This is a genomic window from Enterobacter sp. T1-1 (genome assembly GCF_000710795.1).
Classification (GTDB): domain Bacteria; phylum Pseudomonadota; class Gammaproteobacteria; order Enterobacterales; family Enterobacteriaceae; genus Enterobacter; species Enterobacter cloacae.
Genome location: NZ_JALW01000028.1, coordinates 44,413 through 65,516, shown reverse-complemented (window position 1 = coordinate 65,516; position 21,104 = coordinate 44,413). Strand labels below are relative to the sequence as shown.

19 protein-coding genes are annotated in these 21,104 nt (G+C 55.1%); 13 read left to right on the top strand and 6 right to left on the bottom strand.

The features are described from left to right. The first annotated feature begins 32 nt into the window (after window positions 1–32). From abgT to uspE, 5 genes are all read left to right on the top strand, one after another. Window positions 33–1,559, top strand: a complete 1,527-nt coding sequence (abgT, locus tag AK59_RS0111340) for a p-aminobenzoyl-glutamate transporter (protein WP_020688271.1) — start codon at window positions 33–35, stop codon at window positions 1,557–1,559. A 10-nt stretch (window positions 1,560–1,569) separates the two neighbouring features. After that, window positions 1,570–2,085, top strand: a complete 516-nt coding sequence (ogt, locus tag AK59_RS0111335) for a methylated-DNA--[protein]-cysteine S-methyltransferase (RefSeq protein WP_013096864.1) — start codon at window positions 1,570–1,572, stop codon at window positions 2,083–2,085. Between the two features lie 183 nt (window positions 2,086–2,268). Continuing rightward, entirely contained in the window at window positions 2,269–3,021 is a 753-nt protein-coding gene (gene fnr, locus AK59_RS0111330) for a fumarate/nitrate reduction transcriptional regulator Fnr (RefSeq protein ID WP_006174991.1), read from the top strand. A 169-nt stretch (window positions 3,022–3,190) separates the two neighbouring features. Beyond that, on the top strand, window positions 3,191–3,343 hold the full coding sequence (locus tag AK59_RS0111325) for a hypothetical protein (protein ID WP_023620353.1): 153 nt from the start codon (window positions 3,191–3,193) through the stop codon (window positions 3,341–3,343). Between the two features lie 109 nt (window positions 3,344–3,452). After that, entirely contained in the window at window positions 3,453–4,403 is a 951-nt protein-coding gene (gene uspE / locus AK59_RS0111320; protein ID WP_013096866.1) for a universal stress protein UspE, read from the top strand. 40 nt (window positions 4,404–4,443) lie between these two features. Here uspE and AK59_RS0111315 read toward each other — a convergent pair whose 3' ends face one another. The 3 genes from AK59_RS0111315 to pntA all read right to left on the bottom strand — a co-directional run bounded on the left by AK59_RS0111315 (window position 4,444) and on the right by pntA (window position 8,588). Then, window positions 4,444–5,553, bottom strand: coding sequence for a mechanosensitive ion channel family protein (locus tag AK59_RS0111315; protein ID WP_013096867.1), 1,110 nt, complete (start codon window positions 5,551–5,553; stop codon window positions 4,444–4,446). A 106-nt stretch (window positions 5,554–5,659) separates the two neighbouring features. Further along, window positions 5,660–7,048 (bottom strand): Re/Si-specific NAD(P)(+) transhydrogenase subunit beta, encoded by a 1,389-nt coding sequence (gene pntB / locus AK59_RS0111310; protein ID WP_013096868.1) that lies wholly within the window; start codon window positions 7,046–7,048, stop codon window positions 5,660–5,662. Window positions 7,049–7,058: 10 nt separating this feature from the next. Continuing rightward, window positions 7,059–8,588: a Re/Si-specific NAD(P)(+) transhydrogenase subunit alpha gene (gene pntA, locus AK59_RS0111305; protein ID WP_020688274.1), complete on the bottom strand. Its 1,530-nt coding sequence runs from the start codon at window positions 8,586–8,588 to the stop codon at window positions 7,059–7,061. Window positions 8,589–9,122: 534 nt separating this feature from the next. Between pntA and ydgH the strand changes: the two genes are divergently transcribed. The 3 genes from ydgH (at window position 9,123) to folM (ending at window position 12,397) form a co-directional block, all read left to right on the top strand. Continuing rightward, a complete protein-coding gene (gene ydgH / locus AK59_RS0111300; protein WP_029882787.1) occupies window positions 9,123–10,067 on the top strand; it encodes a DUF1471 family protein YdgH in 945 nt (314 codons plus the stop codon). Window positions 10,068–10,252: 185 nt separating this feature from the next. Next, window positions 10,253–11,635, top strand: a complete 1,383-nt coding sequence (locus AK59_RS0111295; RefSeq protein ID WP_013096871.1) for an amino acid permease — start codon at window positions 10,253–10,255, stop codon at window positions 11,633–11,635. 39 nt (window positions 11,636–11,674) lie between these two features. Further along, entirely contained in the window at window positions 11,675–12,397 is a 723-nt protein-coding gene (gene folM, locus AK59_RS0111290) for a dihydromonapterin reductase (RefSeq protein WP_029882786.1), read from the top strand. Here folM and AK59_RS0111285 read toward each other — a convergent pair. Further along, on the bottom strand, window positions 12,394–12,729 hold the full coding sequence (locus tag AK59_RS0111285) for a GlpM family protein (RefSeq protein WP_013096873.1): 336 nt from the start codon (window positions 12,727–12,729) through the stop codon (window positions 12,394–12,396). The genes folM and AK59_RS0111285 overlap by 4 nt on opposite strands. A 128-nt stretch (window positions 12,730–12,857) precedes the next feature. On the opposite strand from AK59_RS0111285, the gene rstA reads away from it, so the two are divergent. The 4 genes from rstA to tus all read left to right on the top strand — a co-directional run bounded on the left by rstA (window position 12,858) and on the right by tus (window position 16,493). Continuing rightward, window positions 12,858–13,574: a two-component system response regulator RstA gene (gene rstA, locus AK59_RS0111280; RefSeq protein ID WP_013096874.1), complete on the top strand. Its 717-nt coding sequence runs from the start codon at window positions 12,858–12,860 to the stop codon at window positions 13,572–13,574. Window positions 13,575–13,821: 247 nt separating this feature from the next. Beyond that, window positions 13,822–14,082 (top strand): hypothetical protein, encoded by a 261-nt coding sequence (locus tag AK59_RS0111275; protein ID WP_029882785.1) that lies wholly within the window; start codon window positions 13,822–13,824, stop codon window positions 14,080–14,082. A gap of 109 nt (window positions 14,083–14,191) precedes the next feature. Beyond that, a complete protein-coding gene (rstB, locus tag AK59_RS0111270) occupies window positions 14,192–15,490 on the top strand; it encodes a two-component system sensor histidine kinase RstB (RefSeq protein WP_013096876.1) in 1,299 nt (432 codons plus the stop codon). Between the two features lie 73 nt (window positions 15,491–15,563). Beyond that, window positions 15,564–16,493: a DNA replication terminus site-binding protein gene (gene tus, locus AK59_RS0111265; RefSeq protein WP_029882784.1), complete on the top strand. Its 930-nt coding sequence runs from the start codon at window positions 15,564–15,566 to the stop codon at window positions 16,491–16,493. Here tus and fumC read toward each other — a convergent pair whose 3' ends face one another. Continuing rightward, entirely contained in the window at window positions 16,494–17,888 is a 1,395-nt protein-coding gene (gene fumC, locus AK59_RS0111260; protein WP_029882783.1) for a class II fumarate hydratase, read from the bottom strand. A gap of 137 nt (window positions 17,889–18,025) precedes the next feature. Beyond that, window positions 18,026–19,672, bottom strand: coding sequence for a class I fumarate hydratase FumA (gene fumA, locus AK59_RS0111255; protein ID WP_013096879.1), 1,647 nt, complete (start codon window positions 19,670–19,672; stop codon window positions 18,026–18,028). Window positions 19,673–19,871: 199 nt separating this feature from the next. Here fumA and manA point away from each other — a divergent pair, with 199 nt between their 5' ends. After that, a complete protein-coding gene (gene manA / locus AK59_RS0111250) occupies window positions 19,872–21,047 on the top strand; it encodes a mannose-6-phosphate isomerase (RefSeq protein WP_013096880.1) in 1,176 nt (391 codons plus the stop codon). The last annotated feature ends 57 nt before the right edge of the window (window positions 21,048–21,104 follow it).

Below are 21,104 nucleotides of genomic sequence, written 5' to 3'. Positions count from 1 at the left end.
ACACAACAACACAACAGTCCCGAGGAACGCCCATGAGTATGTCATCCATACCTTCGCATTCCCCATCCGGTAAGCTCTATGGCTGGGTTGAAAGGATCGGCAATAAAGTGCCACACCCTTTCCTGCTTTTTATCTGGTTGATCGTGGTTTTGATGGTGGCGACAGCCGTGCTGTCCGCCTTAGGGGTGAGCGTGCGCAGCCCGGCCGATGGCAGCATGGTAAGCGTAAAGAACCTGCTGAGCATTGAAGGGTTGCACTGGTTTTTACCGAATGTGATTAAAAACTTCAGTGGTTTTGCGCCGCTGGGCGCCATTCTGGCGCTGGTGCTGGGGGCCGGTCTGGCTGAGCGCGTTGGCCTGCTCCCCGCGCTGATGGTGAAAATGGCTTCTCACGTCAGCGCACGCTACGCCAGCTATATGGTGCTGTTTATCGCGTTTTTCAGCCACATCTCTTCCGATGCCGCGCTGGTGATCATGCCGCCGATGGGGGCGCTGATCTTCCTTGCCGTCGGGCGTCACCCCGTGGCGGGTCTGTTGTCGGCAATTGCCGGTGTGGGATGCGGTTTCACTGCCAATCTGCTGATCGTCACCACCGATGTCCTGCTTTCGGGGATTAGCACCGAGGCGGCGAAAACAATCGATGCGGCCATGCACGTCAGCGTGATCGACAACTGGTACTTTATGGCGAGTTCGGTCATCGTCCTGACGCTTGTTGGCGGGCTGATTACCGATAAGATCATCGAGCCGCGGTTAGGGAAATGGGAAGGCCGTAGTGACGAAAAGCTGGAAACGCTGAGCAAAGAGCAACGCTTTGGCCTGCGCGTCGCCGGGATAGTCTCGCTGGTATTTATCGCGATGGTGGCGCTGATGGTAGTGCCGGAGAACGGTATCCTGCGCGACCCGGTGAAACATACCGTCCTGCCCTCGCCGTTTATTCAGGGCATTGTGCCGCTGATCATTCTGTTTTTCTTTGTCGTGTCGCTCGCATATGGCATCGCCACTGGCAAAATCCGCCGCCAGGCCGATCTGCCGCAGCTGATGATTGAGCCGATGAAGGAGATGGCGGGCTTTATCGTGATGGTCTTCCCGCTGGCCCAGTTTGTCGCCATGTTTAACTGGAGCAACATGGGCAAATTTATGGCCGTTGGCCTGACCGATGCGCTTGAAGCCGCCGGGCTAAGCGGCGTCCCGGCGTTTGTGGGTCTGGCGCTGCTGTCGTCACTGCTGTGCATGTTTATCGCCAGCGGATCCGCCATCTGGTCGATTCTGGCCCCCATTTTCGTGCCGATGTTTATGATGCTGGGCTTCCATCCGGCCTTTGCGCAGATCCTGTTCCGTATCGCCGACTCCTCGGTGATCCCGCTGGCGCCGGTTTCGCCATTCGTACCGCTGTTTTTGGGCTTCCTGCAGCGCTATAAACCGGAGGCGAAGCTGGGTACCTACTATTCGCTGGTTTTACCCTATCCGCTTATCTTTTTAGGGGTATGGCTGGTGATGCTGGTGGCATGGTATCTTGTCGGCCTGCCGATAGGACCGGGTATCTACCCGAGGCTGAATTAAAGGAAAGAGGATGCTGAGATTACTCGAAGATAAAATTGCAACGCCACTTGGGCCGCTGTGGGTTATCGCCGACGAGCAGTTCCATCTGCGTGCCGTGGAATGGGAAGAGCACAGCGATCGCATGGAAGAGCTGCTCAACATCCATTACCGCGCCCAGGGCTTTGAGCGTATCAGTGCCACCAATCCAGGTGGGCTGAGCGACAAGCTGGCGGCGTACTTCGAGGGCGATCTCAGCATCATCAATGACTTGCCAACCGCCACGGCCGGTACGCCATTCCAGCGTGAAGTCTGGCAGGCGCTACGCGATATTCCGTGTGGTCAGGTTATGCACTACGGCCAGCTCGCAGAACAGTTAGGCCGCGCGGGCGCGGCGCGGGCGGTGGGTGCCGCGAACGGTTCTAACCCCGTCAGTATCGTGGTGCCCTGCCATCGTGTGATCGGCCGCAACGGCACCATGACCGGCTATGCCGGCGGTGTGCAGCGCAAGGAGTGGTTACTGCGTCACGAAGGGTATCTTTTGCTGTAGTTCCCAGGCTTTTTGTGCTTAATTTTCTACCGGTTAGGCTAAAAATCCATAATCAAGCTGTGGAATTTCAAGAAGATGGCAACACGTTGCCGTCTCTTGTCCTTATTGATGGTTTGCCAGGCTTACGTACTTACCAAAAAGATGTTAAAATTGACCAATATCAATTAAGGCTTGAGCAAACCTATGATCCCAGAAAAGCGAATTATACGACGCATTCAGTCTGGCGGTTGTGCTATCCATTGCCAGGATTGCAGCATCAGCCAGCTCTGTATCCCGTTTACCCTGAATGAGCATGAGCTTGACCAGCTTGATAACATCATCGAGCGCAAAAAGCCTATTCAGAAAGGGCAGACGCTGTTTAAAGCGGGAGACGAACTGAAATCGCTCTATGCTATCCGTTCTGGCACCATCAAAAGCTATACCATCACCGAACAGGGTGATGAGCAGATCACCGGCTTCCATCTGGCAGGCGATCTGGTCGGCTTTGACGCCATCGGTACTGGCCATCACCCGAGCTTTGCGCAGGCGCTGGAAACCTCAATGGTCTGCGAAATCCCGTTTGAAACGCTGGACGATCTGTCAGGCAAAATGCCAAACCTGCGTCAGCAGATGATGCGTCTGATGAGCGGTGAGATCAAAGGCGATCAGGACATGATCCTGCTACTGTCCAAAAAGAATGCGGAAGAGCGCCTGGCTGCATTTATCTATAACCTCTCCCGCCGTTTCGCCGAACGTGGTTTCTCTCCACGTGAGTTCCGTCTCACCATGACCCGTGGCGATATTGGTAACTACCTGGGCCTGACCGTGGAAACCATCAGCCGTCTGCTGGGCCGTTTCCAGAAAAGCGGCATGCTGGCCGTTAAAGGTAAATACATCACCATCGAAAACGGTGAAGCGCTGGCTGTTCTTGCCGGCCACGCCCGCAACGTGGCATAAACCCCACGAATGATTGATGCCAGGCCGATAAATTTTTATGATTTATTGGTCTGGCAGGTAAGCACACCACTTCCCGCCCCTGCGACAGACATCCCCCCGCTCCTGAAAGGTTCTCGTTGAGGTTAAATTGAGAGAAAGTTTATTTTTCGTTTCAGTTGTTATTGCCTCCGTGACCTTCCTCTTCATCTGGATCATGCTTGTCGGCCCAATGAAGGGAGAGGAAAAAACCTACGTTCAGGACTCCACCACGTTTGCCATCGTGGTGATGGTGCTGTTGTTGATTGCGTTTATCGCGGTGACAACGACGGTGCTATTCTTCTGAGATATTTTCATGAATTATTGATCTGGCAAAACCTTACCTCTGTTTCATTCAGGATATATAGGTTACTCTTTTAATTACAGACTGTGGTGACAGTAGTAAGGAGACCTGTATGGCAAAGTATCAAAACATGCTGGTAGCTATCGATCCTAATCAGGACGATCAGCCGGCATTACGACGTGCTGTGTATTTACATCAACGGATTGGTGGCAAAATCAAAGCGTTTTTGCCGATCTATGACTTCTCGTATGAGATGACCACCCTTCTGTCGCCTGACGAGCGTACCGCTATGCGTCAGGGAGTGATCAGCCAACGTACCGCGTGGATCCGCGAACAGGCGAAGTACTACCTTGAAGCGGGTGTGCCTATCGATATTAAAGTGGTCTGGCATAACCGCCCCTTTGAAGCGATTATCCAGGAGGTCGTCGCCGGTGGGCACGATCTGCTGCTGAAAATGGCACACCAGCACGACAAACTGGAATCCGTGATCTTCACGCCGACAGACTGGCACTTACTGCGTAAATGCCCGTGCCCGGTCTGGATGGTGAAAGATCAGCCGTGGCCTGAAGGCGGCAAAGCCGTCGTGGCAGTAAACCTGGCAAGCGAAGAGGATTATCACAATTCGCTGAATGAAAAGCTGGTCAAAGAGACGCTGCTGCTTGCCGAGCAGGTTAACCACACCGAAGTGCATCTGGTCGGCGCTTACCCGGTTACCCCTATCAATATTGCCATCGAACTGCCTGAATTTGACCCGAGCGTATATAACGACGCGATCCGCGGACAGCACCTGCTGGCCATGAAAGCGTTGCGCCAGAAGTTCAGCATTGATGAGAACATGACGCATGTCGAGAAAGGGTTGCCTGAAGAGGTGATCCCGGATTTAGCCGAACATCTGCAGGCAGGGATTGTGGTGCTGGGCACCATCGGACGGACCGGTATTTCTGCCGCGTTCCTGGGCAATACCGCGGAACAGGTGATTGACCATCTGCGCTGCGACCTGCTGGTCATTAAGCCGGATGAGTACCAGACACCGGTTGAGCTGGATGACCCGGAAGACGATTAACGTCAGTCTATTCGCCCGCCTCCCCGGCGGGCTTTTCTTATCAGCTCTCGATCGCTGTCTGTGTCTCTTCAGTTGATCGATCCTGCATCCACGGTGCGTGCAACACCATGCTGGGCAGCGCCAGCTTAATCTCCTGGGCGTTCAGCCCTTCGAGAATACGGATATTGATCTCCTGCTGGATATCCATGTATTTGTTGTAATCCGCCGTATTGACAATATGAACCACTTCAAACGTCAGGCGGTCACGGTCAAACCCGAGGAAATGGGCGCGATCGAACTTTGTCTCACCCACATCGGTGATGATCTGCCTGACCATATCCCCCACATAGCGCAGCTTTTCAGGCGGCGTGTCGCTGGCGACGCCAAACGTGAAGACGATGCGACGGGTCTGCATACGTTTATAGTTGTGGAGCGTCTGCTGAAGCAAAATGGCGTTACCGCAAACGATCTGCTCCCCGCTCAGGCTACGAATACGGGTCGTTTTTAAGCCTATGTGTTCCACCGTTCCCGCCACGTCGTTGAACACCACGAAGTCACCAATTTCAAACGGTTTATCAAAGCCGATAGAAAGCGAAGCGAAGACGTCGCTCAGAATGGTTTGTACGGCGAGGGCGATAGCAATACCCCCTACCCCCAGGCTTGCTACCAGCGCGGTGATGTTGACGCCCGCGTTAGCGAGAATCGACAGCAGCATCACAGACCAGACGATAGCGCGAAGGATAAGACCGGTGATCACCAGGGTAACCGGATTTTTATGACTGCCGGGGGCCAGCATGACGTGTCGCAGCCACGACACCACGCCCTGATCCAGCCAGAGCGCCACCTGTATCGCGAAGACCAGGAACCAGGCGTGGCTTACGGTGCTAAAGAGCCGGTCGGGTAAGTCAACAAAACGCAGGCTGATGAGCAGTGCCACGACAAAAAGCAGGAAGCGACTGGTGCGGTTAAGCATATCGGTCAGGATAAAACGCATCCTGTTTGTGGTTGGGTGCTTATCTCCCCAGGTTGTGATCCCTCTCTTAACGAATGCGATCAGGCGCGTCAGAAGCCAGTAGACCAGCAGCGTCACGACGATAACCGTGGCGACGCTTACCCAGAATGTCGGCGTCATCATCAGCTCCAGGATGTCGAAGCGGGACAAAAATTGCATTTCACCTCCTCGTAGTACACAAAGGGTAAAGTATAGACAGAGGAGAAACGCTGACCGCAGAAATAAGAAAACCGCCCCGAAGAGCGGTTTTTGAGGAGAACGCGAATTACAGTGCTTTCAGGATCGCATCCACACTGGCTTTGGCATCGCCAAACAGCATATGGGTGTTCTCTTTGAAGAACAGCGGGTTCTGAACGCCAGCGTAGCCGGTGTTCATGGAACGTTTGAAGACAATCACGTTCTGCGCCTTCCACACTTCCAGAACCGGCATCCCGGCAATTGGGCTGCGTGGATCGTCCTGCGCCGCCGGGTTAACGGTGTCGTTGGCGCCAATGACCAGCACGGTGTCGGTGTCGGCGAAATCATCGTTGATCTCGTCCATCTCCAGCACGATGTCGTAAGGCACTTTCGCTTCTGCCAGCAGCACGTTCATGTGGCCTGGCAGACGCCCCGCTACCGGGTGGATGCCAAAGCGCACCTTGATGCCGCGCGCGCGCAGCTTCTCGGTGATTTCAGCGACCGGATACTGCGCCTGCGCCACCGCCATGCCATAGCCTGGGGTGATGATGACCGAGTGCGAGTTTTTCAGCATCTCTGCCGTATCTTCCGCGCTGATCTCACGGTGCTCGCCCACTTCTTCGTCAGAACCGGTCGAGGAGCCGTCAGAGCCAAAACCACCGGCGATAACGCTGATGAATGAGCGGTTCATCGCCTTACACATGATGTAGGACAGAATCGCACCGGAAGAGCCCACCAGCGCACCGGTGACAATCAACAGGTCGTTGCTTAGCATAAAGCCAGCCGCTGCCGCCGCCCAACCGGAGTAGGAGTTCAGCATCGACACCACAACCGGCATATCAGCCCCACCGATGGAGGCCACCAGGTGCCAGCCGAACGCCAGCGCAATGATGGTCATCACCAGTAACGCCAGCACCTGCAGACCTACGCTTTCGGTACGCACAAAGACCACCAGCAGCACAAAGGAGACCACCAGCGCCGCCAGATTCAGCTTATGACGATTTGGCAGCATCAGTGGTTTGGAGGAGATCTTACCGCGCAGCTTACCGAACGCCACAATCGAGCCGGTGAAGGTTACTGCACCGATGAAGATGCCCAGGAACACTTCGGTCAGATGAATGTTGACCAGAATCGGCTCCATGCCCGGTTCGTGGTACAGATAGCTGTTGAAGCCCACCAGCACCGCCGCCAGACCGACGAAGCTGTGCAGGATCGCCACCAGCTCCGGCATTTCGGTCATTTCAACGCGTTTTGCCAGACGAATACCGATCGCCCCGCCGATGATCATCGCCACCAGGATCCAGGCAACGTTGCCGGTATCGGGTCCGAAAATAGTGGCAATCAGCGCAATCGCCATCCCGGCGATACCAAAGTTATTACCCTGCTGAGACGTTTCGTGTTTGGAAAGTCCCGCCAGACTGAAAATAAACAGGATTGCAGCAACAATGTATGCGGCTGTCACTAATCCTCCAGACATATGCTACCCCTTAGCCTTTACGAAACATTTTCAGCATGCGCTGAGTCACGGTGAAACCACCGAAAATATTGATACTGGCGATCAGCACCGCGATAAAGCTCAGGAAGCTAATCCAGCCGCCGTGACCAATCTGCAGTAACGCCCCGACCACGATGATCCCGGAGATGGCGTTAGTGACCGACATCAATGGCGTGTGTAGTGCATGGGAGACATTCCAGACCACGTAGTAACCCACCACGCAGGAGAGCGCGAAGACGGTAAAGTGGCCGAGGAACTCTTTTGGCGCGACATCGGCCAGCCAGCCAAACAGAATAATCGCCAGCGCCATGAGCGCGTATTTACGCCACGGAGATGCCGGTTTAGCAGGCTCTGTGGGTTCTGGCGCCGCTTTCGGTGCAGCCTGAGGCTGGGCGGAAACCTGAATCGGTGGCGCAGGCCAGGTGATTTCGCCTTCACGCACCACGGTCACGCCGCGTACAACCACATCGTCAAAATCAACGGTGATGTTGCCATCTTTCTCTTTGCAGAGCAGTTTCAGCAGGTTAACAAGGTTAGTACCGTACAGCTGGGACGACTGCGTGGGCAGACGGCCAGGCAGATCCGTATAACCAATCACCTTCACGCCGTTGGCGGTCGTGGATACCTGGTTCGGCACGGTATATTCACAGTTGCCGCCGTTTTGCGCGGCCAGGTCGACAATCACGCTGCCCGGCTTCATGGTGTCCACCATCTCACGGGTGATCAGCTTCGGTGCTGGTTTACCCGGGATCAGCGCGGTGGTGACAATAATGTCCACCTCTTTTGCCTGCGCGGCAAAGAGTTCCATTTCCGCTTTGATAAAGGCTTCGGACATCACCTTCGCATAACCATCACCGCTGCCCGCTTCTTCCTTGAAGTCCAGCTCAAGGAACTCGGCGCCCATACTCTGCACCTGCTCCTTCACTTCCGGGCGGGTGTCAAAGGCGCGGACGATAGCGCCCAGGCTGTTTGCCGCACCGATAGCCGCCAGGCCTGCCACACCGGCACCAATCACCATCACTTTTGCCGGCGGCACTTTGCCTGCCGCCGTGATCTGACCGGTAAAGAAACGGCCGAATTCATGGGCGGCTTCGACGATTGCACGGTAACCGGCGATGTTCGCCATTGAACTCAGGGCATCCAGAGACTGCGCGCGCGAAATACGCGGCACGGAGTCCATCGCCATTACCGTCACGCCACGTGCCGCCAGCTTCTCCATCAGCTCTGGGTTTTGAGCAGGCCAGATAAAACTCACCAGCGTGGTGCCCGGGTTCAGCAGCTCAATCTCGCTCTCTTGCGGCGCATTCACCTTCAGAATAACGGGTGATTGCCAGACTTCAGCACCGTCCACCACGTCCGCACCAGCCTGAATAAAGGCCTCGTCATCGAAACTCGCCAGTTTGCCCGCGCCGCTTTCAATGGCGACGGTAAAACCCAGTTTAAGCAGTTGCTCCACCGTTTTTGGTGTCGCCGCTACGCGGGTTTCATTGGCAAACCGTTCTTTTGGTACCCCAATACGCATAGTTTTCCCTTCCATCGGTTTTTGATGATGGTTTATCGATAAATGCCCGCAGTTGCATCAAATTTCGCCATCCTTAGAGCGGCGGCAAATGAGTAACCCCGGAAAATAAAACAGTAACAAACTTTCTATAACCTACTGAAAATAGCGCCTGCGATCTACCGCCTGAAAACACTATTTCTTACATTATCTGTGAAAAATAAGCGATCGGCCTCGCTGACAGAGATATTTACCTTAAATTCATCCTCAGAACCGATAAATCGCGCAAGCGAAGCGGTAAAAACATGATATAGCGCCATATGAGATCAACTTATTAACATTAAATTAACTTGTAAAAGTCATATGCTTTATCACTTTTGCTTGTCAAACGCCTGTTTTTTCAACATATCACTAAATGTTATCGAATCAGATCCTTCGGTGAGCACAGGCTGTGAAAAATGGCGCAGACAGCAACAGGTTTTAAATGCCATAATCGGGACCGTCTCAAATTAACAACAATACCAGTACATGGTTTGCGCAAGGCGAAGGATTATTTTTATGAAGCTTAAGAACACACTCCTGGCGTCCGCACTTCTTTCCGCGACCGCCCTGTCTGCGAATGCCGCGACAGAGTTAACGCCGGAGCAAGCGGCAGCGTTAAAACCTTTTGACCATACGGTCATTGTGGGTCGTTACAACTCTATTGGCGATGCCGTTACCGCCGCATCAAAAGCCGCTGATAAAAACGGCGCAGCGTCGTTTTACGTGCTTGACCAGTCCGATCAAGGCAATAGCGGCAACCAGCGCGTGACCATTGCGCTGTACAAAGAGAATGCGCCAAAAGCTGACGCGCCGAAAAACCGCGTGATCAACGGCGTCGTTGAACTGCCTAAAGATCAGGCGATTGAGCTGGAACCGTATGACACCGTTACCGTTCAGGGCTTCTACCGCAGCCAGCCAGAAGTGAACGATGCCATCACCAAAGCCGCGAAACAGAAAGGGGCTTACTCGTTCTACATCGTGCGTCAGGTAGATGCTAACCAGGGTGGCAACCAGCGTATTACCGCGTTCATCTATAAAGAAGATGCGAAAAAACGCGTTCTGCAAAGCCCGGATGCCATCCCTGCTGATTCAGAAGCCGGTCGCGCGGCGTTAGCGAAAGGCGGCGAAGAAGCGAAGAAAGTCGAAATTCCAGGCGTAGCAACCTCCGCAGCGCCAAGCGCTGAAGTGGGCCGTTTCTTTGAGACGCAATCCACGAAAGGTGGCCGTTACTCCGTTACCCTGCCAGACGGCACCAAAGTTGAAGAGCTGAACAACGCCACGGCTGCGCAGATGGTGCCGTTCGACAGCATCAAGTTTACCGGCAACTACGGCAATATGACGGAAGTCTCTTATCAGGTCGCGAAGCGCGCGGCGAAGAAAGGGGCGAAGTACTACCACATCCCCCGCCAGTGGCAGGAACGTGGTAACAATGTGACCATCAGCGCCGATCTGTACAAGTAACAAAACCCTTCATTAAAGGCGGCGTAATGCCGCCTTTTTTTGTTACTTTTTTTGAATTTCTGCTACACATCATTGCATGCGTTCGTGACACTCCGTAAAATCCCGCGCCTTAGTGTGATCCACCATTTTTATGCGCCTGTGCGAAATAATTATTCTGGATTTGGACCTTTCATAACAGGAAGCCAATGGAAAAGAAACTTGGCCTGAGTGCTTTAACTGCACTCGTTTTAAGCTCAATGCTGGGTGCGGGGGTATTCAGTTTACCGCAGAATATGGCGGCCGTCGCAAGCCCTGCCGCACTGCTGATTGGCTGGGGGATTACCGGCGTTGGCATTTTGCTGCTGGCCTTCGCCATGCTGCTGCTGACCCGTATTCGTCCCGATCTCGATGGCGGTATTTTCACCTACGCGCGGGCCGGTTTTGGGGAACTGATTGGCTTCTGTTCCGCGTGGGGTTACTGGCTGTGTGCGGTGATCGCTAACGTCTCCTATCTGGTTATTGTCTTCTCGGCGCTCAGTTTCTTTACCGATACGCCCGAGCTGCGTCTTTTTGGTGACGGCAACACCTGGCAGTCGATTGTCGGGGCGTCGGTGCTGCTGTGGGTCGTACACTGGCTCATTTTGCGCGGCGTCCAGACAGCGGCAAGCATTAACCTGGTGGCGACGCTGGCCAAACTGGTTCCGCTCGGGCTGTTTATTGTGCTGGCGTTTATGGCATTCCGTCTGGATGTATTTAAACTCGATTTCACTGGCCTTGCGCTGGGCGTCCCCGTCTGGGAGCAGGTGAAAAACACCATGCTGATCACCCTGTGGGTTTTCATTGGTGTTGAAGGTGCGGTGGTGGTCTCTGCCCGCGCGCGCAATAAGCGCGACGTCGGACGCGCCACGCTGCTGGCGGTGCTGGCGGCCCTCGGTGTCTATCTGCTGGTGACGCTGCTGTCGCTGGGTGTGGTGGCTCGTCCTGAACTGGCCGAAATGCGTAACCCATCCATGGCCGGTCTGATGGTGAAAATGCTCGGTAGCTGGGGCGATGTGGTCATTGCCGCGGGGCTGATTATCTCCGTCTGCGGGGCTTATCTGAGCTGGACCATCATGGCGGCAGAAGTGCCTTTCCTGGCTGCCACGCACAAAGCGTTTCCGCGTCTGTTTGCCCGTCAGAATAAAAACAGTGCGCCGTCAGCGTCGCTCTGGCTGACGAATATCAGCGTTCAGGTCTGCCTGGTGCTGATCTGGCTCACAGGTTCGGACTATAACACCCTGCTGACCATCGCCTCGGAGATGATTCTGGTACCCTATTTCTTAGTGGGTGCGTATCTGTTAAAAATCGCCACCCGCCCGGCGCACTATGCGGTAGGGATCGGCGCCTGTATTTACGGTTTGTGGTTGTTGTATGCTTCCGGGCCTATGCATCTGCTGCTGTCGGTGGTGTTGTATGCGCCGGGCCTGCTGGTGTTTATCTATGCCCGCCGTACTCATCAGCTGGAGAACGCGCTTAAACGCCGCGAAATGGCCCTCATCGGGCTGTTACTGGTTGCTGCCGTACCGGCAACCTGGATGTTAATGGGATAACCCTGCGTTTCCCATTGTTGAACTGAAAAGGAGAATACGATGGGAACTGCGCAGCATCGCCCAATACTGATCACCGGTGGAGGCCGTCGTATCGGCCTCGCCCTCGCCCATCACTTTCTCAACCTTCGCCACCCGGTCATTGTCAGTTACCGCACGGAATACCCCTCGATAGACGGGCTACGAAAAGCGGGTGCAACCTGTATTCAGGCTGATTTCTCCACCGACGACGGCATTCTTGCCTTTGCGGATAAGGTCAAATCAACGACCCACGGTCTGCGGGCGATTATCCATAACGCCAGCGCATGGCTTGCAGAAAAACCCGGTACGTCGCTCAGCGAAACGCTCGCCTGTATGCTGCAGATCCACGTCAATGCCCCCTATTTGCTTAACCATGCCCTGCTGGATCTGCTGCGCGGCCACGGCCATGCCGCGGGTGACATTATTCATTTCACCGATTATGTGGTGGAGCGCGGGAGCGACAAACACATCGCTTATGCGGCGAGTAAAGCCGCACTGGATAACATGACGCGTTCATTTGCCCGTAAGCTGGCACCAGAGGTCAAGGTGAACGCCATCGCCCCGGCGATGATTTTATTCAACGAGGGCGATGATGCCGAGTATCGTCAGCAGGCGCTGAATAAATCCCTGATGAAAATCGCCCCTGGCGAGAAAGAGGTGATCGACCTTATCGATTATCTGCTCACCAGCTGTTACGTCACCGGCAGAACCTTTGCCGTGGACGGCGGGCGACCGCTGCGCTAGTGATAGCGGCTCCAGAAGAAAATCAGCACCCAGGCGCTGAGCCCCCAGCAGACCACCGCCCCGCCCAGCGCCAGGGGAAGCCGCAGAAAGCCCGTGAAATACCACAAGGACAACAGGTAGAGAAAGTAAGGGATGATTGACCACATGCCAAACACAATGGTGGTGCGCAGCGCCTCAGTGCCGCGTTCCGAGGCGACAATGTAGTGTGCAATGAGCGCAAACGTCGGGAAGAGCGGAATCAGCCCGGCAATGTAGTAATTTTTGGTTTTTGCCAGTACGCCAATCAATAACACCACCAGCGCGCCCAGCGCGGCTTTTATCGCCAGCCCCATGCTTTTTCCTATAACAATCAAGTAACAATAAGAGCCAGAATAACGGAACTGACGTTAATTTTGAAAGATTAATGGAAGGTTAAGGTTACGCGGTGTATGTTGGCATTTTTCGCGATAACAGACGTTGTATGAATAAGATTGTTTATGTAGAAGATGAGCCCGAAGTGGGGCAATTGATCGCCGCTTATCTGGGTAAACATGATATGGACGTTATTGTTGAGCCACGTGGCGATCGCGCCGAAGAGGTCGTGGTGCGTGAAAACCCGGATCTGGTGCTGCTGGATATCATGTTGCCCGGCAAAGACGGGATGACGCTGTGCCGCGACCTGCGGGCTCAGTGGGATGGCCCTATCGTGCTGCTGACCTCACTGGACAGCGACATGAACCATATTCTGTCGCTGGAGATGGGGGCCAATGACTACATTCTTAAAACCACGCCGCCTGCCGTTCTGCTCGCCCGTCTGCGCCTGCATTTGCGCCAGCATGCCAGCAGTGAACGCGAGGTGCCGGCGCAGTCCCTGATGCCGCATAAAGCGATGCGGTTTGGCACGTTATCCATCGATCCGGTTAACCGCCAGGTCCTGCTCTCCGGTGAGCTTATCGCGCTCTCTACCGCCGATTTTGACCTGCTCTGGGAGCTGGCCACCCATGCGGGGCAGATTATGGACCGTGACGCGTTGCTGAAAAACCTGCGCGGCGTAAGTTACGATGGAATGGATCGCAGTGTTGACGTGGCTATTTCGCGACTGCGCAAGAAACTGCAGGACAACGCCACCGAGCCGTACCGCATCAAAACCGTGCGTAACAAGGGTTATCTGTTCGCCCCGCACGCCTGGGAAACCTGATCGCGTTAGCAAAATAGCATAGCCTGCGCGAAATGAAGGCATTACATGACAATGCCCTTTCTTTCGCGCGTTAATTTGCCCGTTGGCGCAACAATTAACTTGCTAAGCCAGCGAACTAATCCATAATTACTTTTCCTGCATTCCTTCTTGAGCTCGCACCGGGCCCGCCACATAAACGTTTTTATCGCGACGCTTTCGCTACCTCTCTCCCATAAAATCTTGAAATGAGGATTTAAGCCTATGACATATGTATAGCTACCATGACGTAGAAGCCATCAAAACCAATCTTGAATGGATTGTTAATCAGGCAACGCTTAACCAAGCCTCCCCCGCGCGTGCCGACCAAAAAGCCCTCTTTGATCTTCTGGAACTGATTCAGTCTTACGAAATATTGTTGGATTTAATTAAAGAATTCGGAAGCGCCGTGATTGATGCGGAGATCGCGGAAGGCCTGAGCGTGACCGAAAAACTCATCGCCAAAATCAAAAGAAGTACTCACGCCATGTAACAAACCTCGGCACGGCTCAGATAATACGTTTGTCGTGCATGATGGTGGTGAAAACACCGGAAGGTTTTTCATGTATATTCGGCATGTATCGTTTTTTCGGTGAGATTTAATGAAAAAGCTTTTTGTGCAGTTTTATCTTTTGCTGTTTGTCTGCTTCCTGGTGATGACCATGCTGGTCGGGCTGGTCTATAAGTTCACTGCCGAACGAGCGGGCAGGCAGTCGCTGGACGACCTGATGAAAAGCTCACTTTATCTGATGCGCAGCGAACTGCGTGAAATTCCACCACATGACTGGGCGAGAACCTTAAAAGAGCTGGATTTGAACCTGTCGTTCGATCTGCGCATTGAACCGCTGAAGGATTTCGATTTAGATCCGCCTGCCATGCAGCGCCTGCGTGACGGGGATATCGTGGCACTGGATGAGAAATACACCTTTATCCAGCGCATTCCGCGCAGTCATTATGTGCTGGCCGTAGGGCCGGTGCCTTATCTCTATTATCTGCACCAGATGCGCCTGCTGGATATGGCCCTGATGGCCTTTATCGCCATTTCACTCGCCTTCCCGGTCTTTATCTGGATGCGCCCACACTGGCAGGACATGCTGAAACTGGAATCCGCCGCACAGCGCTTTGGCGAGGGGCATCTTACCGAGCGTATTCACTTTGACAGCGGGTCCAGCTTTGAACGTCTGGGGGTGGCATTTAACCAGATGGCCGATAACATCAACGCCCTGATTGCCAGTAAAAAACAGCTGATCGACGGGATTGCTCATGAGCTGCGCACGCCGCTGGTGCGTCTGCGCTATCGGCTGGAGATGAGCGAAAACCTTACTGCGGCAGAGTCTCAGGCGTTAAACCGCGACATCGGCCAGCTTGAAGCGCTCATTGAGGAGCTGCTCACCTACGCTCGTCTTGACCGTCCGCAAAATGAACTGCACCTCAGTACCCCGGATCTGCCGACGTGGATCCAAACCCATATTGATGACGTCCAGAGCGTCAATCCGCAACGCACCCTGTTAACGCGCGTCACGCCGGGTGATTACGGCGCGCTGGACATGCGTCTGATGGAACGCGTGCTGGATAATCTGATGAACAACGCCATGCGCTACAGCGAGAGCACGCTGCGGATTGGCCTGGACTTGCAGGACAATCAGGCCCGTCTGACGGTGGAAGACGATGGCCCCGGCATCGCCCCGGATGCGCGTGAAACCGTGTTCGAGCCGTTTGTGCGTCTCGACCCGAGCCGCGACCGTGCGACGGGAGGGTGTGGTCTGGGGCTGGCGATTGTCCACTCTATCGCGCAGGCGATGGGCGGCACGGTGCAGTGCGGGGAGAGTGAACTCGGCGGCGCATGCTTCTGCTTTAGCTGGCCGGTGTACCATAACATCGCCCTTCCCGTTCCTGCCTGACCTTAACCGCACGCTGGCCTGACCCGGCGTGCTGTGCTATACCATGAGTATGTTGTAACTAATGGGGATTCACATGGCGACATACGATCTTATCGAAAGGCTGAACAGCACCTTTCGGGAGATGGAGCATGAGCTGTTAACGCTGACCGAGCGCCTGCAGGCCTGCCGCCTGTTGGCTGCACGGGTCTTTACCCTGCCGGAGGTGGCAAAAGGCGCAGAGCACGATCCGCTGCAAACCATCGACGTCAAACAGCATATCGGCCAATCCGCGCGGGATCTGGCGCTACAGCACTATCGTCGCCTGTTTATTCAGCAGCAGTCAGAAAACCGCAGCAGCAAGGCGGCCGTTCGCCTGCCGGGGGTGATCTGTCTGCAAACGGATGCCGAAACCCGTGAGGCGCTGGAAACCCAGATTACGCACATCAATACCCTGAAAGCGGCATTTGAAAAGATCATTACCGAAGAGTCAGGCCTGGCGCCAGCTGCCCGCTTTGAGTGGGTGCACCGCCAGCTTCCGGGTTTAATCACCCTGAATGCCTACCGTACGCTGACGGTACTGCGTCAGCCCGCCACGCTGCGCTTCGGCTGGGCCAACAAGCACATTATCAAAAACTTTACCCGGGATGAGATCCTGGCCCAGCTGGAAAAGAGCCTGAAAGCGCCGCGCACCGTGGCTCCGTGGTCGCGCGAGCAGTGGATTGAGCGCCTGGAGCAGGAGTATCACAGCATCGCGTCATTGCCCGCAGAAACGCGCCTGAAGATTAAACGCCCGGTGAAGGTGCAGCCTATCGCCCGCGTCTGGTATTCAGGCCAGCAAAAGCAGATCCAGTACGCCTGCCCAACGCCGCTGATTGCGCTCTATGATGCCGATCAGGGCGCCGTGGTACCGGACATTGGCGAACTGCTGAATTACGATGCGGAAAACGTTCAGCATCGCTATAAGCCTCAGGCGCAGCCGCTGCAGCTGATTATTCCCCGGCTGCACCTGTATGTGGCGACGTGACTATTTCAGGCTGCCGACCATCGCTTCAGGGCGGACCCAGGCATCAAACTCGGCTTCCGTGAGATAGCCGAGCGCCAGCGCAGAGGCTTTCAGCGTCAGCCCCTCTTTATGCGCCTTTTTGGCGATCTCAGCGGCTTTGTCGTAGCCGATATGGGTATTGAGGGCGGTCACCAGCATCAGCGACTCATTGAGCAACTGGCTGATTCGCTCGCGGTTCGGCTCAATGCCGGAGGCGCAATGCGCGTTGAAACTCTCCATGCCGTCCGCCAGCAGACGTACAGACTGAAGCACATTGTGGATAACCATCGGACGATAGACGTTCAGCTCGAAATTGCCTGACGCACCGCCCATGTTGACGGCCACGTCATTTCCCAGCACCTGACAGCAGAGCATGGTCATGGCTTCACACTGCGTCGGGTTCACTTTGCCCGGCATAATGGAGCTACCCGGTTCATTTTCCGGGATGCTGATTTCACCAATGCCGCAGCGCGGGCCAGAGGCCAGCCAGCGCACGTCGTTGGCGATTTTCATCAGTGATGCCGCCAGCCCTTTCAGCGCACCATGGGTGTGAACCAGCGCGTCGCAGGTTGCCAGCGCCTCAAACTTATTGGGCGCGGTAACAAACGGTTGCCCGGTAATCACGGCCAGCTCTTCCGCCACGCGCACCGCGTACTCCGGATGGGTATTTAACCCCGTCCCCACCGCCGTGCCGCCCAGCGCCAGCTCAGAGAGATGCGGCAGGCTGTACTCAATGTGTTTGAGATTGTGTTCCAGCATCGCCACCCAGCCGGATATCTCCTGCCCAAGGGTCAGCGGCGTGGCATCCTGCAGGTGGGTACGCCCGATTTTGACGATATCGCTGAAGGCCCGGGCTTTCTCGTTAAGGGTGCTTTTAAGCACATTTAGCTGCGGGATCAGCTGTTCACGGATGGCAATCACCGCCGCCACGTGCATTGCCGTCGGGAAGACATCGTTGGAGCTCTGGCTCTTGTTAACGTCATCGTTCGGGTGAATCTTACGCTCCATACCGCGCACGCCGCCCAGCAGCTCGCTTGCCCGGTTGGCCAGCACTTCATTCATGTTCATGTTGCTCTGCGTGCCAGAGCCGGTCTGCCAGATGGCCAGGGGGAATTCGTCGGGATGCTTGCCCGCCAGCACTTCGTCGGCGGCACTGATGATGGCGTTGGCTTTGTCAGCCGCCAGCAGGCCCAGATCCAGATTCACTTTGGCGGCGGCACGTTTGGTCAGCGCCAGCGCCTGAATCAGCGAAACGGGCATTTTCTCTGTCGAAATACGGAAATGTTCCAGCGAGCGCTGGGTTTGCGCCCCCCAGAGTTTGTCGGCCGGAACGTCGATCGCGCCCATCGAATCTTTCTCACGGCGATGCGTTGTCATTACTTTCTCCTTGATAATTAAAGATGGGATTGCTCACATGCTTAAGAGATAAGTATTGATGACTTCTGAGAAACGTTATGGCGCTTTGTGCGCTCTTTTTGTTGTCGGGTGGCGTAGCCGCCACCCGGCTTTTTAGCTTACTTCACACATGCCGAACACTGAGAGGACTGGATCTGCTTGAAGAAGTCATTGCCTTTGTCATCCACCAGGATAAACGCCGGGAAATCTTCCACTTCAATTTTCCAGATCGCTTCCATACCCAGTTCCGGGTATTCCACGCACTCCAGGCTCTTGATGCTGCCCTGCGCCAGTACGGCCGCCGGACCACCGATACTGCCCAGGTAGAACCCACCGTGCTTGTGGCACGCGTCCGTCACCTGCTGGCTGCGGTTGCCTTTCGCCAGCATGATCATGCTGCCGCCGTTGGCCTGGAGCTGGTCAACATAGGAGTCCATGCGGCCTGCGGTGGTTGGGCCTAATGAGCCGGAGGCATAACCCTCTGGCGTTTTCGCCGGGCCCGCGTAGTAGATCGGATGATCTTTGATGTACTGCGGCAACCCTTCGCCGTTGTCCAGGCGCTCTTTCAGCTTCGCATGGGCGATGTCGCGGCCGACGATGATCGTGCCGTTCAGGGAGAGACGCGTCGAGACCGGGTACTGAGACAGCTGCGCCAGAATCTCTTTCATCGGACGGTTCAGATCAACGCGAACCGCTTCACCTTCACCGGCTTTACGCAGCGCTTCCGGAATGTATTTACCCGGGTTGTTCTCCAGTTTTTCGATCCACACGCCTTCACGGTTGATCTTCGCTTTGATATTACGATCCGCCGAGCATGAGACGCCCATACCCACCGGGCAGGATGCGCCGTGGCGCGGCAGACGGATCACACGCACGTCGTGAGCAAAGTATTTACCGCCGAACTGTGCGCCGAGCCCCAGATTACGCGCTTCTTCCAGCAGCTCCTGCTCAAGCTGAACATCGCGGAACGCCTGGCCGTGTTCGTTCCCTTCGGTTGGCAGGCCGTCGTAGTATTTAGTCGATGCCAGCTTCACGGTTTTCAGCGTCGCTTCCGCCGACGTGCCGCCAATGACAAAGGCGATATGGTATGGCGGGCAGGCTGCAGTCCCCAGGGTACGCATTTTTTCCACCAGGTAGTTCTTCAGCTTGCCCGGTGTGAGCAGCGCTTTCGTTTCCTGGTAGAGGTAGGTTTTGTTGGCTGAACCGCCGCCTTTCGCGATGCAAAGGAATTTGTACTCATCACCGTCCACGCTATAGAGGTCAATTTGCGCAGGCAGGTTGGTGCCGGTGTTGACCTCTTTATACATATCCAGCGCCGCGTTTTGCGAGTAGCGCAGGTTGTCTTCGGTGTAAGTGTTGTAGACACCGTGCGCCAGTGCGGCTTCATCGCCGCCACCGGTCCAGACACGCTGCCCTTTTTTACCCACGATAATGGCCGTACCGGTATCCTGGCAGGTCGGCAGAATGCCTTTTGCCGCGATATCGGAGTTACGCAGGAACTGCAGCGCGACATACTTATCGTTTTCGCTGGCCTCCGGGTCGCTGAGAATATCGGCCACCTGCTGCTGATGCGCAGGACGGAGCATAAACGAGGCGTCGTGGAAGGCGTGCTGCGCCAGTAAGGTCAGCGCCTGCGGATCGACCTTGAGGATCTCCTGCCCTTCAAACTCAGAGACAGAGACGTGATCGCGGGTTAACAGGTAATATTCGGTCTGATCCTTACCGAGCGGGAAAGGATCCTGGTAATGAAAGGGTTTGTTCGACATTGTTCTCTCACTTACTGCGTCGGTCTGATTATTCAGGGCAGATGTTCCGCTGCCCGGCTTAAAAGCGAGTCAGCTTATCCTACACAATTTTTTAACAAAAACTGAGACTAGTACGACTTTTTACATCCGCAGGTTACTTCCAGGTGGTTTATTGCTTTAATACCCGGAGTTTATTCCACATTTGAATCAGGGCTTGATAATGCAAAAACTCATCAACTCAGTGCAAAACTACGCCTGGGGAAGTAAAACTGCGTTAACGGAACTCTACGGTATCGCGAACCCGGACAACCTGCCGATGGCAGAACTGTGGATGGGCGCCCACCCGAAGAGCAGCTCAAAAGTTGAAGATGCCAGCGGCCAGGTGCGCGCGCTGCGCGACGTAATTGATGCCGATAAAGCCACGCTGCTGGGTAACAGCGTGGCCAACCGTTTTGGCGAGCTGCCGTTCCTGTTTAAGGTGCTGTGTGCCGATCAACCTCTCTCCATCCAGGTTCACCCGAACAAGAAAGCCTCTGAAATTGGCTTTGCAAAAGAGAATGCGGCCGGTATCCCGTTAGATGCCGCCGAGCGTAACTATAAAGATCCGAACCACAAGCCGGAGCTGGTCTTTGCGCTGACCCCTTTCCTGGCGATGAACGCGTTTCGCGAGTTCTCCGAGATCATCTCTCTGCTGCAGCCGGTCGCAGGAGCGCATAACGCTATCGCACATTTCCTGGCAAATCCGAACGCGGAAAGCCTGAGCCAGCTGTTCGCCAGCCTGCTCAACATGCAGGGCGACGAGAAATCCCACGCCCTGGCGGTGCTGAAAGCGGCGCTGGACGGCCAGCAGGGCGAACCATGGGACACCATCCGTCTGATTTCTGCGTTTTACCCGGACGACAGCGGCCTGTTCTCCCCGCTGCTGCTGAACGTGGTGAAGCTAAACCCGGGCGAAGCCATGTTCCTGTTCGCGGAAACGCCGCATGCCTATCTGCAGGGTGTGGCGCTGGAGGTAATGGCCAACTCGGACAACGTGCTGCGCGCGGGTCTGACGCCGAAATATATCGACATCCCTGAACTGGTGGCTAACGTGAAGTTTGTGGCAAAACCTGCTGCCGAGCTGCTTACTCAGCCCGTCAAAAATGGCGCAGAGCTGGACTTCCCTATTCCGGTTGACGATTTTGCTTTCTCCCTGCACGACCTCAGCCAGACCGAAACGACCATCGCGCAGGAGAGCGCGGCGATTCTGTTCTGCGTTGAGGGTGAAGCGACACTGCATAAAGGCGAACAGCGTCTGGTGCTTAAGCCGGGTGAGTCAGCATTCGTTGCTGCTAATGAGTCCCCGGTCAGCGTGAGCGGCACCGGTCGCCTGGCGCGCGTATTTAATAAGCTTTAGACAATACTGAATTTTTTAACAACTCTTGCTAAGCTAGTGGCAGGCTTTATATCTCCG